The organism is Mucilaginibacter sp. NFX135, from assembly GCF_048565145.1.
Lineage (GTDB): Bacteria > Bacteroidota > Bacteroidia > Sphingobacteriales > Sphingobacteriaceae > Mucilaginibacter.
Genome location: NZ_CP183412.1, coordinates 543448 through 557218 on the forward strand (window position 1 = coordinate 543448; position 13771 = coordinate 557218).

At 45.7% G+C, this 13771-nt stretch carries 14 protein-coding genes; 5 read left to right on the forward strand and 9 right to left on the reverse strand.

Translation table 11 applies throughout. The features are described from left to right. Positions 1-169: 169 nt before the first annotated feature. The 3 genes from ACNURT_RS02360 to ACNURT_RS02370 all read left to right on the forward strand — a co-directional run bounded on the left by ACNURT_RS02360 (position 170) and on the right by ACNURT_RS02370 (position 1412). Entirely contained in the window at positions 170-583 is a 414-nt protein-coding gene (locus ACNURT_RS02360; RefSeq protein WP_370995804.1) for a DUF4199 domain-containing protein, read from the forward strand. Then, a complete protein-coding gene (locus tag ACNURT_RS02365; protein ID WP_419700380.1) occupies positions 576-884 on the forward strand; it encodes a DUF2752 domain-containing protein in 309 nt (102 codons plus the stop codon). The genes ACNURT_RS02360 and ACNURT_RS02365 overlap by 8 nt, the downstream gene beginning before the upstream one ends. A 165-nt stretch (positions 885-1049) precedes the next feature. After that, on the forward strand, positions 1050-1412 hold the full coding sequence (locus ACNURT_RS02370) for a TM2 domain-containing protein (RefSeq protein WP_090473867.1): 363 nt from the start codon (positions 1050-1052) through the stop codon (positions 1410-1412). 149 nt (positions 1413-1561) lie between these two features. On the opposite strand, the gene ACNURT_RS02375 is transcribed toward ACNURT_RS02370, so the two are convergent. After that, positions 1562-3217: a M28 family metallopeptidase gene (locus tag ACNURT_RS02375; RefSeq protein ID WP_419700381.1), complete on the reverse strand. Its 1656-nt coding sequence runs from the start codon at positions 3215-3217 to the stop codon at positions 1562-1564. Positions 3218-3349: 132 nt separating this feature from the next. Further along, complete coding sequence (locus tag ACNURT_RS02380; RefSeq protein WP_370995807.1) at positions 3350-3565, reverse strand: putative PEP-binding protein; 216 nt, start codon at positions 3563-3565, stop codon at positions 3350-3352. A gap of 99 nt (positions 3566-3664) precedes the next feature. Here ACNURT_RS02380 and ACNURT_RS02385 point away from each other — a divergent pair, with 99 nt between their 5' ends. Both ACNURT_RS02385 and ACNURT_RS02390 read left to right on the forward strand, forming a co-directional pair. Then, positions 3665-3871, forward strand: a complete 207-nt coding sequence (locus tag ACNURT_RS02385) for a hypothetical protein (protein WP_419700382.1) — start codon at positions 3665-3667, stop codon at positions 3869-3871. Positions 3872-3913: 42 nt separating this feature from the next. Beyond that, on the forward strand, positions 3914-4081 hold the full coding sequence (locus tag ACNURT_RS02390) for a helix-turn-helix domain-containing protein (RefSeq protein ID WP_419702108.1): 168 nt from the start codon (positions 3914-3916) through the stop codon (positions 4079-4081). 249 nt (positions 4082-4330) lie between these two features. Here ACNURT_RS02390 and ACNURT_RS02395 read toward each other — a convergent pair whose 3' ends face one another. The 7 genes from ACNURT_RS02395 to ACNURT_RS02425 all read right to left on the reverse strand — a co-directional run bounded on the left by ACNURT_RS02395 (position 4331) and on the right by ACNURT_RS02425 (position 13754). Then, on the reverse strand, positions 4331-5215 hold the full coding sequence (locus tag ACNURT_RS02395; RefSeq protein WP_419700383.1) for an AraC family transcriptional regulator: 885 nt from the start codon (positions 5213-5215) through the stop codon (positions 4331-4333). Positions 5216-5249: 34 nt separating this feature from the next. Beyond that, complete coding sequence (locus tag ACNURT_RS02400) at positions 5250-6050, reverse strand: hypothetical protein (RefSeq protein ID WP_419700384.1); 801 nt, start codon at positions 6048-6050, stop codon at positions 5250-5252. Positions 6051-6052: 2 nt separating this feature from the next. Further along, a complete protein-coding gene (locus ACNURT_RS02405; RefSeq protein WP_419700385.1) occupies positions 6053-7480 on the reverse strand; it encodes an alpha-L-fucosidase in 1428 nt (475 codons plus the stop codon). Positions 7481-7690: 210 nt separating this feature from the next. Continuing rightward, positions 7691-9745 carry a discoidin domain-containing protein gene (locus ACNURT_RS02410; RefSeq protein WP_419700386.1) on the reverse strand — a complete coding sequence of 685 codons (2055 nt, stop codon included), beginning with the start codon at positions 9743-9745 and terminating at the stop codon, positions 7691-7693. Between the two features lie 13 nt (positions 9746-9758). Then, positions 9759-11180 (reverse strand): chondroitinase-B domain-containing protein, encoded by a 1422-nt coding sequence (locus ACNURT_RS02415; RefSeq protein ID WP_419700387.1) that lies wholly within the window; start codon positions 11178-11180, stop codon positions 9759-9761. Between the two features lie 115 nt (positions 11181-11295). After that, positions 11296-12990, reverse strand: coding sequence for a glycoside hydrolase family 28 protein (locus ACNURT_RS02420; protein WP_419700388.1), 1695 nt, complete (start codon positions 12988-12990; stop codon positions 11296-11298). 80 nt (positions 12991-13070) lie between these two features. Beyond that, positions 13071-13754, reverse strand: a complete 684-nt coding sequence (locus tag ACNURT_RS02425; protein WP_419700389.1) for a fasciclin domain-containing protein — start codon at positions 13752-13754, stop codon at positions 13071-13073. Positions 13755-13771: the final 17 nt, after the last annotated feature.

The following is a 13771-nucleotide window of genomic DNA, read 5'->3' on the forward strand; positions in this document are numbered from 1 at the left end:
AAAGTCAGTAACCAGGATGGTTTTATTCCTTACTCCCAAAGTCCTTACTCTTTGTTCCTAAAAATCTTATTCCAAATAAAACAATCTCTATGAATTATTACTTTTTAATGGTAAATTCAATAAACTTATCATTATAAGCTACCTATTGTTTTAACCTAATTTTATAACCATGAAGAATGCAATTATTTGGGGTATTATCATTGGCGTATTAAGTGGAATTTGGATGTTGGTAATGCACGGTTCGGGTATTTCACCAACCGACGAAAAAGTGGCCACACTGGAGTATTTTTCATTTCTGATCCCGGCCCTTGGATTATTTATAGGGATCTACAGCTATCGTAAAAACGACTGTAAAGGTCAGATGGGGTTTTTAGAAGCCCTGATACAAAGTTTTAAGATATTAATTGCTGGTGGTATTGTAACCGTTTTTGCCACCATATTATATTTTAGCTACGCGCATGTATCCATGAGCAATGTAATTGAGGCCTCTTCGGGCCGTATATTCGGCGCTTTGCTGGTGGGTGTGCTATTGGCGTTTGCCGTATCTTTACTGTTCCATAACAAAGCGAACAAGGTTGATTAAAAGGCTCTTTTCAAAATATTTTGAACTGGTTTTCTGGGTAGCGGCCATGCTGGCCCTGGCGTTTAGTACGCCAGGCGCCGAATCGCATTTTACGTTGTGCCCTTTAAAACTCATGGGCTTCAAATGGTGCCCCGGCTGCGGACTGGGGCATTCTATCATTTATTTGTTTCATGGCGATATCCGCAATTCCTTTCATGCCCACTGGTTGGGCATTCCCGCAGTAATCGTTATTTTTCACCGGATCTATGTTTTGAGTGTATCCCGTGTTGTGCGGCTCGGGGAACGGGGTTCGGGTTTTTAAAGCACCACCGGTCCTCGAACCTCGCAACGCGCACCTCTTTTTCACCGTTAAAATTTCTCCACTCACCGACTTGTTCCTGCTGCTAACCAGTTTTCCATAGGCTTGTTTTGCTTATCGCAATACCTTTATATCATCAAACAAACGATAATCTTAAAAGCTACTAAAATGAACACTTACCCAAATCCATATATGATGTTCGACGGAATGACACCTGAGGAGTTTTCCTTTTTACAACAGGCAACAGCATCACTAACAGAAAATCAACAGCGGTATTTTATAAATATTTACGGCGGTAAAAGAAGAAACCCGCAGGATATTATGCTGGCTACTTTACTTGGTTTTGTAGGTGTATCTGGTGTGCAACGCTTCATGACCGACCAGATAGGTATGGGCCTGGTTTACTTTTTTACTGCTGGTTTTTGCTTTATCGGTACCATTGTCGATCTGATCAATTACAAAAACATCGCTACCGATTATAACAAACAAATGGCTTTTGAAAGCTTCAACATCGCTAAAATGAGCAACTAAATAAGCCCTTTGGGGATGATAGTTTCACTATATATATACAATGAAAAAATCCACCTTCTGTTACGGGGTGGATTTTTTTATTGTTTATTAGTTCATTGGGACATTCTGGCAAACCGTAGTTAATACTAATGAACCAGTGAACAAATGAACTAATGAGCCAGTGCCTTATCCCTTACAGCCTTAAATTCCGAATGCGGTTTCCAGCCAGGGAAGGTAGTTTCGTTGCTGAGTTTGGTGCCTATGCGGTAAAGGATATCCGCTATCTGAGCCATACCCGTAGCGTCCATGTCGGCACTGTAATTATCCGCTGGTTGATGGTAGCGTTGCGAATTGTATTCCTTTTGCTTGTCTTCCCCATAGGATGCGCCTTGTGTTTTGCTGATGCTGCCATTATTAATATCCAGCGCCGGAACGCCGAGTTTGGCAAAGTTAAAATGATCCGACCGGTAATAGCTGCCCGCACCCGGATGACGGTCGCCAACGGTAGTAAGGCCATCTTGTTTAGCTATATCGGCCACATAATCTTCCAGGTCGTTTTGGCCTTTGCCGGTAATGGCTATGTCTTTGGTTTCGCCGTAACTGCCCAGGGCATCCATGTTCAAATCGGCAATGGTTTTGTTGAGCGGATAAACCGGGTGAGTGGCATAATACTCAGAACCCAGCAAGCCTTGTTCCTCAGCGGTTACCGCTAAAAATACGATAGAACGCTTAGGCTTTTCTTTAGCCTGCTGAAATGCTTTGGCTACGCTGATGATAGCCGCTACACCACTGGCGTTATCCACCGCGCCGTTGTAAATGCTGTCGCCTTTGGCATCGGGTTTGCCAATACCCAGGTGGTCCCAGTGGGCGGTATATAAAATATATTCGCCGGGAGATGTGCTGCCTTTGATGGTGCCGATAACATTATGCGATGTAGAATATTTAAGCTTATTATTGATAGTTAAAGAAACCGACCTGTTAAGCGGAACGGCCTTGAAGCTTTTGCTGCGGGCAATGGCGCGCAAATCGCCGGTGATGCCTGCATCAGCAAAGAGTTTTTTAGCGGCATCTTCCGTGATCCAACCTTCCACCTTACAGCGCGACATGTGTTTATCTTTCTGAGTAAGGTAAAGCTTGGCGCCCGAATTACTGTTGGATACTACCTCCCACCCATAGCTGGCCGGTTCTGTTTGGTGCACAATGATAACACCCGCAGCGCCCTGACGGGCGGCTTCTTCAAATTTGTAGGTCCAGCGACCGTAGTAGGTCATGGTATCGCCTTTAAATATGGTTGGGTCGCCACTTTTAAAGCCAGGGTCATTTACCAATACCACCACGGTTTTGCCTTTTACATCCAGACCGGCATAATCATTCCAGTGATATTCGGGGGCAACAACACCGTAACCTGCGAAAACAAGCGGGGAGTTTTTAAGCTGCACCGCATCCACTTCCTGGCGGCTGAATGTTACAAAGTCTGTTAGCTTGTGCAACGTTATAGGCGATTTACCACCGCTAATCACCATGGTTTCGGATGGTTGGCTAGTGATCTCCACCATAGGTACATCCTGTAAATAACTGCCGTTATTGCCGGGTTCAAGTCCGGCTTTTTTAAACTCAGAAGAGATATAGGCAACAGCTTTGGTTTCGCCTGCGGTAAAAGGCTTACGACCCAGGAGCGAATCATTGGCCAGCACCGCGATGTGCGATTTGATCCCGTCGGGGGTTATGGCTTTTTCGCTTTCTTTGCTGCCTTTGTCATTCTGGCTGCATCCGGCCAGCAGAGCAATGCCGCCTATGGCCAATAGGTAATGGTATTTGTTTTTCATTAGGGATAATTAATGTGTTTATTTCAAATGTAGTTAAAGGAAATGCTTAGTACAAGCATAGACACTCCGTGAAAACAATAAAAGCGACCATTTGGGGTCGCCTTGTTATTATTTGTCGGTACTGTAAAATGTTCAGGCTATCTGCCTCTGTTGATAGGCAGCCTGGTCTTCTATTTTCTTAATCGCTTCAACGGTTTTCAGGAACGAATCGGGGGTTATAGAGATACTATCGATACCTTCTTCAACCAGAAACTGGGCAAAGTCGGGATAATCTGATGGGCCCTGACCGCAGATCCCCACCTTGATCCCGGCCGTTTTTGCCGCTTTTATCAACTGTGAGATCATCATTTTTACGGCCTCGCGTTTCAGGGAGGCCTGCGTACACGATTAAAGGTTTTGCTAAATCAGTTACTTAATGCACCTGTCAGCGAGAGGATACCCTTATTAATGCAATTACTGGCGCCTATTGCCAGCGAACGGGAATACCGCTCCATAAATCCGCAGATACAGCAGCATACCTTTAACGCGGGCGATGAAACCCGGCTCACCAAAATTTACCTTTATACCCTTAATAATTTTCACCGGGTTATTACCTTAAAGGAAATTCGCCGCGGTTATTTATATGGTGCCCAATGCCTTTTGCCGGTATTTTAAATCGCGGGTGCATAAAAGCTATTTTGATTTTTTTTGCTGGAAGTGCGCGTAAACCATGCCTGTAAGCTGCTGAAAGAAACGGACTACAGCATCGTGATCATCAGTTATGAATCGGGTTTCTCCAACCTGTCGAATTTTAACAGGTACTTTAAACGCATTACCGGGAAGAAGCCTTTGGCGGTAAGGAAAGAGTTTCAGCGTTATTTGTAGACCTCACCACCCTCTCCTTTGGAGAGGGGTTTAAAGTAAATAAAAACCATGTCATACGAGCGATAGCGTGGCAATCTCCTCGCTTGCATATTGAACGCGATGAGATTGCTTCGTTCTCTCCACAATGACGTGGGGGGACACTTCATGGTAGCTCTCTCGAAGCATTACAGGCTGGCTCTGCGCCCTACCCTTCAACGGAAGGAGACAAGGTACGCTCTGGGAGTTTTCCCGAACTTATTTTATCCTCCCCTACCATGAACTGGTTTTTGTATGGATAAATTCTTTCTGATAGTTCAAGGGGCTTTTACCGGTTATCTGCTTAAAGTACTTATGAAAATTGGTGAAGTTGTTAAACCCGCTTTCATAGCAGAGCTGTTTCAGGGGTAGCTTGTTTTCGATCAGTAATTTGCAGGCATGCCCTACCCTGATCTCCAGTAAAAATTTGGAATAGGTTTTACGCGTGCGCGATTTAAAATAACGGCAAAAGGAATTTGGACTGATCCCTGCCAGATCGGCAAGTTCATCCATGTGGATCTTGTTTTTGAAATTAGCCAATGAGTATTCATATATCACGTTGATGCAATCATTCCCGGCTTTCTCTACATTCGGGCTAAAACCTATAGACGACAAGATATCGGCATGATCATACCCGGCAATAATGCTTAACGCTTCCATCAACAGGATGATCCGTTTTGAACCTTCGGCGCTAAGCAGATCTTCCATGATTTCGGCTATTGCTTTTTTTGCTCTGCCTGTAATCTGTATCCCCCGCCGGGCTTTTTCCAACACCGTTTTGATCATCTTATTTTCGGGCAGCTCTAAAAACCCGTTGCCCCAAAAGTTTTCGCAAAAATGGGCTACCCGGATATCAACAGGAGCTATTTCTTCTTTTGAAAAATAGACGTCGTCAAATCGCCAGTAATGCGGCAGATAAGCACCGATAATCACCATATCCCCGGCGTTGAACTGTCTGATGTTATCACCTACAAACTGCGTCCCACTTCCTTTTTTAAAATGGATCAGCTCAATTTCCGGGTGATAGTGCCACCGGTTATTAACACATGGGATAAGGTCTTGTCGTACACTAAAGGACTGAGCAGGACCTGCTGATACTTTGAGTAATTGTGGCTTCATTCAATTGGCTTTTAATTGGTTATCAAAACAAAAACTATTGCTCCCGGATAGAGATATCGGCAAAACAAACATCCTCATCCCTGATATATTCCGCGCTTTTCAAACTACGGTATACTCCCCACTTGGGCCGGCAAAATGATGTACCTTTTCTCCACAGGTCAATATCCTTATTGGTATAATTCAATAATATTTTGCCGTCTGCCACCCGTTTGATGATCACAGTGTAGCTGCCGTGAGTGTCATAATGCATTGTTTCCGTTGCCTCAACCCAGGCCCCTTTAAAATCGGCCAGATTTACTTTGGTCAAAATGCCCTGCGAACTTGCTTTTTCCGCTCCGGTATGGATAACCTCCAACTGATCGGGTTGGCCAAACCGGGGCGTAAAGGTGATGATCGGCGCCCCGGCATCGCCATCGCCAGCTTTGATCTGGTGGATGTGCGTAAATGTGGGCTGGGCTTTAAAGCCACTGTCTATTTTAAATTTCCATTTGTACTCAACCGTTTCGCCCAGTTCGCCCTTCAGCTTAGCGGCAGATGGACCGTAGGTTTTGATCTCTACCCGTTCCCGGTCGAAGTTTTTACAGCGGTCATTATCTTCCTTAACATGGCTGTGAAAAACAAACACGTACTCGTTCAGCTGTTTATCAAACGCCTCTGTAATATGTTTAACCGGATGTACGCAATCAGGTACTTCACAGGCATCACCTCCTAATACACGGGAGATCTGCTTATAGGCATTATGGCTCCCATCAGCTTTCAATACCACCTGGGCCTTTAGCGTGCTGCCCGTAAGCAGCACGCCGGCAATTAAAAATATAGGGGTATTAAATTTCATGCTTAATCAAGTGCTCCGGTTTTCATTTTACCCGCTGGGCTTGTTGTTGGGGATGCTACGGTACCTTTTACTTCCAGCTTAATTACCGTGGCTATGTTATCTGTGGCGTTAGCCGGTACATTTACGGTTACCCCATCGTTGGATGCTTCGGTTTTTAAAACAGCTCCACCTGCAAGCATTTTGGCACTAACAATTTCATTTTTTAATCCCGGAACAACCAGTTTGCCATCTGCCGGCCAGTTAAATACAGATAAGTATAGTATAGTATTTTTACCATCGGGTTTAAGTGTGCAGCGGCCCCAGCTTAGCGGTTGTAACGGGCTTGCCTTGGTGGCATATATCGCTTCGCCGTTTACCTTCATCCATTCGCCCATCTTTTTTAAGGAGGCTATGCTTTCCTGCGGGAACTCGCCTTCGGCTGTGGGACCAACATTTAACAGATAGTTTCCTCCTTTCGACGCGATATCTACGAGGTTATGGATCAATGTTTCGGGCGATTTCCATTTATGATCATAGCTTTTATAACCCCAGGTGCCATTCATGGTCATACAGGTTTCCCAGTCTTTACCATCCAGCTCGCTCAGGTTGGGGATCTTTTGCTCGGGTGTTTTATAATCACCGGCAAAGTTGGGGCGCTTCAGGCGATCATTGGTGATGATATTGGGTTGCAGTTTAAGCAGGTCCTGTAGTTTTTGCGCAAACTCATCGGTCATATTGGTTGGGGTATCCCACCAGATCACCGCTACATCGCCATAATTGGTCAGCAGTTCTTTTACCTGCGGAACAGCTACCCTGTCGATATACTCGGCCATGGTTGATGTGGTTTGAGCCGGATCCCAGTGACCAGTGTGATCTTTGGTATAAGCATCTATTTTGGCCGAATCGGGATTTGGCCAGCCTTCAGCGCTTACCTTGCGGGCAGCAGCGCCGCCAGGGTTATTCCAATCCTGTGCTTGTGAGTAATAAAACCCAAGCTTGATATCATATTTTTTGCAGGCTGCAGCCAATGGTTTTAAAACATCCTTGCCATAAGGCGTGGCATCGGCAATATTCCATTTACTGGCGTTTGATTTAAACATGGCGAAGCCGTCGTGATGTTTCGCGGTGATCACAATATATTTCATACCGGCTTCTTTGGCCAGTTTTACCCAGGCATCGGCATCATACTTTACAGGATTGAATTTTTTGGCAAAAGCTTGATATTCGGCTACCGGGATCTTGGCCCGGTTCATGATCCACTCGCCGCCATGACCCACCTCATATCCTTTGTACATACCTCCGAGAACGGCATAATCACCCCAATGGATAAACATACCGAAACGGGCTTCGCGCCACCATTTCATGCGCTCATCGCGCGAAAGTTCTTTTTGTGCAAAAACACTATGTATAAAAAATACGGACAGCAAACATGCTATAAAAAGTTTCTTCATCAGGTTTTTATTTCGGCAGATATAGTACCTGCCTGGTTTATAATATTTACTATTGAATTAAATGAGCACAACCGATCAATGCCGGTATGGCTTGTGGTTATACTAATTGGTTATGCGCATACATTTGTATAGCTTTTATCTATGTACAATGCGCGTGGTGTTTGGTACCACATGAGGCTTTAAGAATCTACGCAAACGTTTTCGTTCTGACTATATCTTACTATCCGGGCTTCTCCCCCTTTCCATATATAAACCGAAATTATTGATTGCCACATAATCGCTGGCTTTCAGTACGGTCAAGCGAACCTTCCAGGCAATGGTCGTTGGGAATTTTGCCACCACATTTCTTCCGATGGTTGTCCCTTGTGTCAGCAACTTCCAATCACTATCCAACTGCGCTTCCACTTTATAAGCGGTTATATGCTGCCCCTGTTCGTTGAGTTGCAGGATGTTTATTTCAACCGGGCCTTCCATATCAATTTCGAGCGTGGCTTTGGTTACCCCATCATTGGTACGCCAGTAAGTAGCGCGGTTGCCGTCAATCGCTTTTTCGCCACCAAACTCGCGGGTGCTGCCTTTTACATCGCTGGCATTTACCGGTCGATCAATGGCTTCATTAAAGCCCAGTTTATCCCTCTGCGTTTTAAGCGGCAACAGGCTTACCTGCTTATTCGGAAACATATCGACTGTGTTACCTGTGTACCCTATATTTTTAAGCCCTTTTGTTCCCAGGCGTTCGGCCAGTTGGGCCAGATAAAGGCTTTGAATCTCCACCGGCGAACCGTGCGAATCAAAATTACCATCGGGCAAAACGGGTGCGCTGTCAAATAAGCGTGCGGTTTGTTCGCGTTTGCCAATACAGCCAATGGCCCAGTTTACCGCACCCGGCGGGTTTTGAATAACATAGGTTTTAGCTATACAATTCCAGGCTACAGCCCATCCCATCGTCCAGCCATGACCGGAACCCGCAATACCCCGGTTCATAAAATCTATCCCGCCGTCCGGTACGGTACAGTTATCAACCAAAAGCCCGGTTGCCCAGCGTTGATGAGGTTGTACACGGCTTCTTGTTCCCCTAAAGGTGCAATTGAGTAAAACATTCGGTCCTGCAATTAAGGAGGAGGTCCAAACGAAATACATATTGCCGCCGGTGATCTCGCAGCGGTCGATCAGGTTTTGCCCGCCTTCTAAACTAAAATCTGTTGGTTTGGATGCGCCCAAATTGGCATAGGTATGTTTTATGATCACTTTTTCCATCGTGATGCGGTTACCGGCAAGCACTGTGGTGTTCATGGTTTCTTCGCAATACACATCTTTTACCCAGCAATCGTCTCCGCCCACACGGATACCGGCATAGGGCGCATGACCGTAATCAATTTCGAGCGGCGGGCATTGGATATGTATATTTTCGACCCCAACCTGCGTAACCCGCGATACCGGTTTTGCTTTTATAATGATTGTACCCGGAGGGTTTAAAAACTGCGCATCATAAGAGTCGGCCAGGGGAATATCAATAGTGAGTTTATTACCGGAGATGGCTACTATCTTCCTTTTAGTAACACCCCGGGAGCCTGCTTTGAGCCAGGTTTCTTTTTTACCGTCGCGCCACATATTATCCATGCCCATAAAATGTATCCAGCTTTCGGTTACCGGGCGGTTGATGGCAATCGTGTCACCAGCAACAAATCCCGAAGCATCAGCAACGGTAAAAGATGTACTGCCCGATGGCACGTAAGTATCGGTAATAATGGTTTTGACTGTATTAGCCGCGCCGCTATCAGCCCTTTCTGTCCGGCCTAAAGGCACATTGGTGTTGCCGCGGCCGATAACTATAGCCGTATGATGTTCTCCAACCATTTTGATGGTGGTACCGTTTGCCCGGCTTCCATTGCCACGCAGCACCACTCCGCTTGTTGATAAAAGGATTGGGCCTGAGCAGGTAAAGGTTCCCGAAGCCAACTCTACCGCACCTCTAAATCCGTTTTGTAAGGGCAAAGCCGATACCTCATCTATAGCTTTCTGAATAGCCTGGGTATCATCACTCCCCGATGGTTTTATTACCTGTTTTACAGGTACAGCTGGAAATGCTACACCGCCACCCATATAACCCGCGGACGAAAAATCCATGATCCTGTCGCCGGTTGGGGTGGTTTTATAAACCAGCTTACCATCCTTAGCCCGGTATACCCACTGACTTTTACTTTTTTGTGCGAAAGTACTGGCTGTAATCAACCAGCATAATATAAATACACTAATATTTTTCATTTGATAGATCTGCTTAATTTTTAGCTTGATGACCAACATCGGACGGACTAAGCGCATGTGCCTTAACCGGGGCTTTGCTTTGTTCGTCGGCGCCAGTATCAAACGGAGCTATACGCGGCTGGCCATCCATATCTGTATTCACCGCCGGGTATGCCGCGCTTCCATGATCAATAGCAGGGCTACCGGCTTGCAAATGATAAGTTCCAGAGGCGTTTTTTTCCAGTTTAGGATCGGCTGTGGTATAGCCCTCTGCCGGCATATTACCGGCATCCTTTACCCGGAATATGATATTACCCAACCATTGCGGATTGGCGTATGGACCAGAAATAGTAGCCGCCGGTCCACCTCCCTGTATGATATTATCGGCCACGGTAATATAAGTGGCACCCATGCCATTCTTCCGGGCGGTTTGGATGATATTTTCTTTATTGTTAACCAGTGTGTTGTAAGCGATGATCACCCGGTCTGGCCGGTCGTGCGCGGTGAGCTGGGCGCCATCGGCAACTTCCCCGTCGCCATTGCCAATTACGATAGCCGAGCTGCAGTTTTCAAAATAATTGCTGTAAATAAGGTGATCGTCGCCAAAGATCCTTAAGCCTGGTGTATTGAAAAAGTAATTGCCGTATACTAAACTTTTGTTACCATGGCGCAAGGTGAATTGTGCAGGGCAATCGCGAACGGTATTATACCGGAGTGTTACTGCCGATGCCTTAACCGAGATGAGCTCGTTCTCCCCTTCGCAGCGTTCAAACAAATTATATTCAACCACACTGTTGCTTGATGATAAGCTGAAGCCGCTTAATCCAAACTGTAATGCTTCCGCACCATTTTTACCACCCTGACTGGCAAAATTGTTAAAATAGTTATGGTGGATATGTAACCTCTCGGCTATTTGCTTGCCCTCACCACGAATGGCGACAAACCGGCCCATCGCGTTTTTATTTTGAAAGGTATTGTGATCCACCTCCTGATCGCTGCCGGCAATGGTCAAGTCTTCTCCATCGCCCTGGTTTTCAAATATATTTTGAGTAAAGCGGCAGAAGCTGGTACCTATCCCCGTTTTGGCTTTGGATGCCGCATGGGTAAATTTAAAACCACGGATGATGACATACGCTGCCGGACTTTGTAAACTAAACCCTCCCTTACCTGTAATTTCCGCAGCGCCTGTATGCTGGGCGGCAATAATAATCGGTTTTTCACGGATTCCTTTTCCACGAACGGAGATATCCTCAGTGGTGGTATAAACGCCGTCGGCCAGCAGGATCAGATCTCCGGGCTTAGCCTTATCAATGGCCTTTTGCAGATCGGCAATTGACGAAACCGAAACTGTTTGTGCCAGCATGGTTTTGGAGGGCAGTAACAATAAAACAGCCCAGACAATAGTTAACCTGCTCATGTTGTTTTTTAAATAGATGTAAAGCTTCGTTTTGTGCATGATGCTCTATTTTTATGAGGATAAAAGTATAGTGTGACTAACATCGGTTTATTTTTTAAGGGTTCAATTGCACAAATAAGCTAATTGATACACTCCATTGGCTTTAACATGATTGTTACAAAACCCGCAGTTTCACCGCTTGTGCAGATGCACCGGATGCTAATACCAGGGCCTTATCAGCTTTAGAGGTGTCTCCACCGTCTATGATGATATTGGCACATTCTTTTCCCTCTGCCTGCAGCAAATTGGTAACCGGTGTTAGTACCCGCAGGGCGCTTACCAAAACATCACGGGTGTTTATGAAGCGGAGTAACGATTCGGATTTTTTTTGACCTTGTGCGCTCAGGCCATTCAGCGTAGCGTCTTCCACATTATCCAGTATAACAGCCGGGCGCAGATCCGGGCTTTCCATCGTCAATCTCACGTTGTGAAGCGTCAATCCACGTACATTACGTGCATATATGCCGTAGGCTGGCGGCACCCCTATCTGATAATATTCCGCGGCTACTTTTGGCACATCGCGCACCGCTCCATGTTCTGCCGTACCGCCCCCGGGAAATGAGATGTGTACATCATTGAAAGAAATATGTTCCAGGAAAATATCATCCATGGCATTCAGTGTAATACATGAAAATATTTCGCCGGCATTATATTTACTCGTAAACTCTGCATCACGAAGCTGCACTGGCTTTACTACCGTTGCATGAATATGATTAAATGAAATATTGCGTACAATAGCCGGGGTATTGGCAATGGGATTAACCGAAGATTTACCATTACCCGATCCTATGGAAATAGGGCCCGTTACATCTTTCATCACCAGGTTTGAAAACGAGATATTCTCAAACCGCGAGCCCGGTGAGCAACGCATTTTTATAGGGCATCCATAGGTTTCATATATAAGGCAGTTGGAAACGGTGATGTTCTCAGCCTCCCCTCCCCCAAACCGGAATACGGACCAGCGTGTGCTAAACGAACAATCTGAAACAGTCACAAACTTACAACTGCCAAATAGCGCGCAGGCATCGTCCTGGCATTGCACATCGCAATTGGAAACATGCATATAGGTACTGCCAATAAAATGAAAACCATCGTTATTGTGGATCACTTTACTGCGGATATATAAGCCCTCAAACTTTCCTAATGTGCACATACAAACCCTTATGGAATGATAGGCGCTGTTGATGAGCGAAATATCACGCACAGTTAAATTTTTGCATTGATAAAAAAGCAAATGATACGGGCGGTGGTTCCCCGAGATACCGGCCGGCGGCAATACGCCTTTGGTATCGCTGCGGAATTGTGCACCCTGCCCGTCGATAGTACCATTACCTTCAATGGTGATATTTTCGGCATTGGCGGCAAATATGAGGCCTACGTTACCATCGTTCATGGTCCATCCAATATCCAAGGGGATCGCCTCGCTGGCATGATATTGTTTACCATCGGCGCTGCCCAGTAATTTCCCCTGCGCTGTAATGTGCAAAGTAACGTTGCTTTTCAGTTCAACCGTACCTATCACAAATACACCGGCCGGCACCAGGACCGTACCTCCTTGCTCCTTGTTGCATAGATCAATGGCCAATTGCACCGCGAGAGTATCCAGCGTTTTGCCATCCCCTTTTGCGCCGAAGTCGCGGATGTTATACACCCGTGCACCAATATCGTTAGTGGTTGTTTTTACAGGTCCGGGGCGTTCGGTACCAAGTGAGTTAGAGGTAACCACGGCCAATCCCGTTCCTAATGAGATCTTGCCCATCGCGCCCAGCCAGTTACGGCGCGATACGGATTTGTTATGTGTGTTTGCCATTTGTTTCATTTCAATGTGTTTAAAAGAGCCGGCCGCAACAGGGAGCCCCGTCGCGACCGGCGAACCAATTAAACCATGTACTATTTTGTTTGATAAAAAAGTACCCTGTCAATTACCTGTATAGCTCCGTTTAAGGCCAAAATATTACTGGTACGCACACTCACATAACCTGCCGAATTGGAAAAATCATTTAACCGCATGGTAAAGTTCTGATCATTATTAACCCGCAGGGTCATGATCGATGTGGGGTTCAGCGGGTCGTAATTTTGTGGTTGCAGCGTGGTGGCCACCACATTGGTAGGTGTTAAATTGTTAAATGAATAGGCTCCTTGTACAATTAAATACAACAGGTAGTTTTTTACCTGCTCTTTAGGGTAATCGCTCCATTTGGTGGCAGGCTTGCCGTTCACCAGGTATTTGCCCCAGTAACAATCAGCCGTTATAGTTGGCACTTTATTTACCACCGTTGTTCTGAAAACGGCATCGTTATGCAGAAATATAAAGGTGCAGTCGGTTTTAATATATAAATTGGTATCTATACCAGAGTATTCAATAGCCTGGCGCATCAGCTTAAACACCGTATCTTTTCCGGCAAAGTTGTAGCTGCGATCTTTTATATACTGCCATGCGGTTTTGTTAATGTGCGGATCAAGCACATAGGGGTGATAATCGGCATTTTCCTGCAATTTTAATCCGGCCACATTACAGCCCGCCATACTTATTAAGAGGCCTATGCATGCAAGCCATACGATTGCTTGTTTCATCTTCTTCATTTGATATA

Bases quoted from the DNA above. Each gene is read 5' to 3' on its own strand.
- ACNURT_RS02375 (WP_419700381.1), bottom strand. From the start codon at position 3,217: ATGAAAAACAAATACCATTACCTATTGGCCATAGGCGGCATTGCTCTG.
- ACNURT_RS02360 (WP_370995804.1), top strand. From the start codon at position 170: ATGAAGAATGCAATTATTTGGGGTATTATCATTGGCGTATTAAGTGGA.
- ACNURT_RS02420 (WP_419700388.1), bottom strand. From the start codon at position 12,990: ATGGCAAACACACATAACAAATCCGTATCGCGCCGTAACTGGCTGGGC.
- ACNURT_RS02405 (WP_419700385.1), bottom strand. From the start codon at position 7,480: ATGAAGAAACTTTTTATAGCATGTTTGCTGTCCGTATTTTTTATACAT.
- ACNURT_RS02370 (WP_090473867.1), top strand. From the start codon at position 1,050: ATGAACACTTACCCAAATCCATATATGATGTTCGACGGAATGACACCT.
- ACNURT_RS02395 (WP_419700383.1), bottom strand. From the start codon at position 5,215: ATGAAGCCACAATTACTCAAAGTATCAGCAGGTCCTGCTCAGTCCTTT.
- ACNURT_RS02415 (WP_419700387.1), bottom strand. From the start codon at position 11,180: ATGCACAAAACGAAGCTTTACATCTATTTAAAAAACAACATGAGCAGG.
- ACNURT_RS02410 (WP_419700386.1), bottom strand. From the start codon at position 9,745: ATGAAAAATATTAGTGTATTTATATTATGCTGGTTGATTACAGCCAGT.
- ACNURT_RS02385 (WP_419700382.1), top strand. From the start codon at position 3,665: ATGCAATTACTGGCGCCTATTGCCAGCGAACGGGAATACCGCTCCATA.
- ACNURT_RS02425 (WP_419700389.1), bottom strand. From the start codon at position 13,754: ATGAAACAAGCAATCGTATGGCTTGCATGCATAGGCCTCTTAATAAGT.
- ACNURT_RS02380 (WP_370995807.1), bottom strand. From the start codon at position 3,565: ATGATGATCTCACAGTTGATAAAAGCGGCAAAAACGGCCGGGATCAAG.
- ACNURT_RS02400 (WP_419700384.1), bottom strand. From the start codon at position 6,050: ATGAAATTTAATACCCCTATATTTTTAATTGCCGGCGTGCTGCTTACG.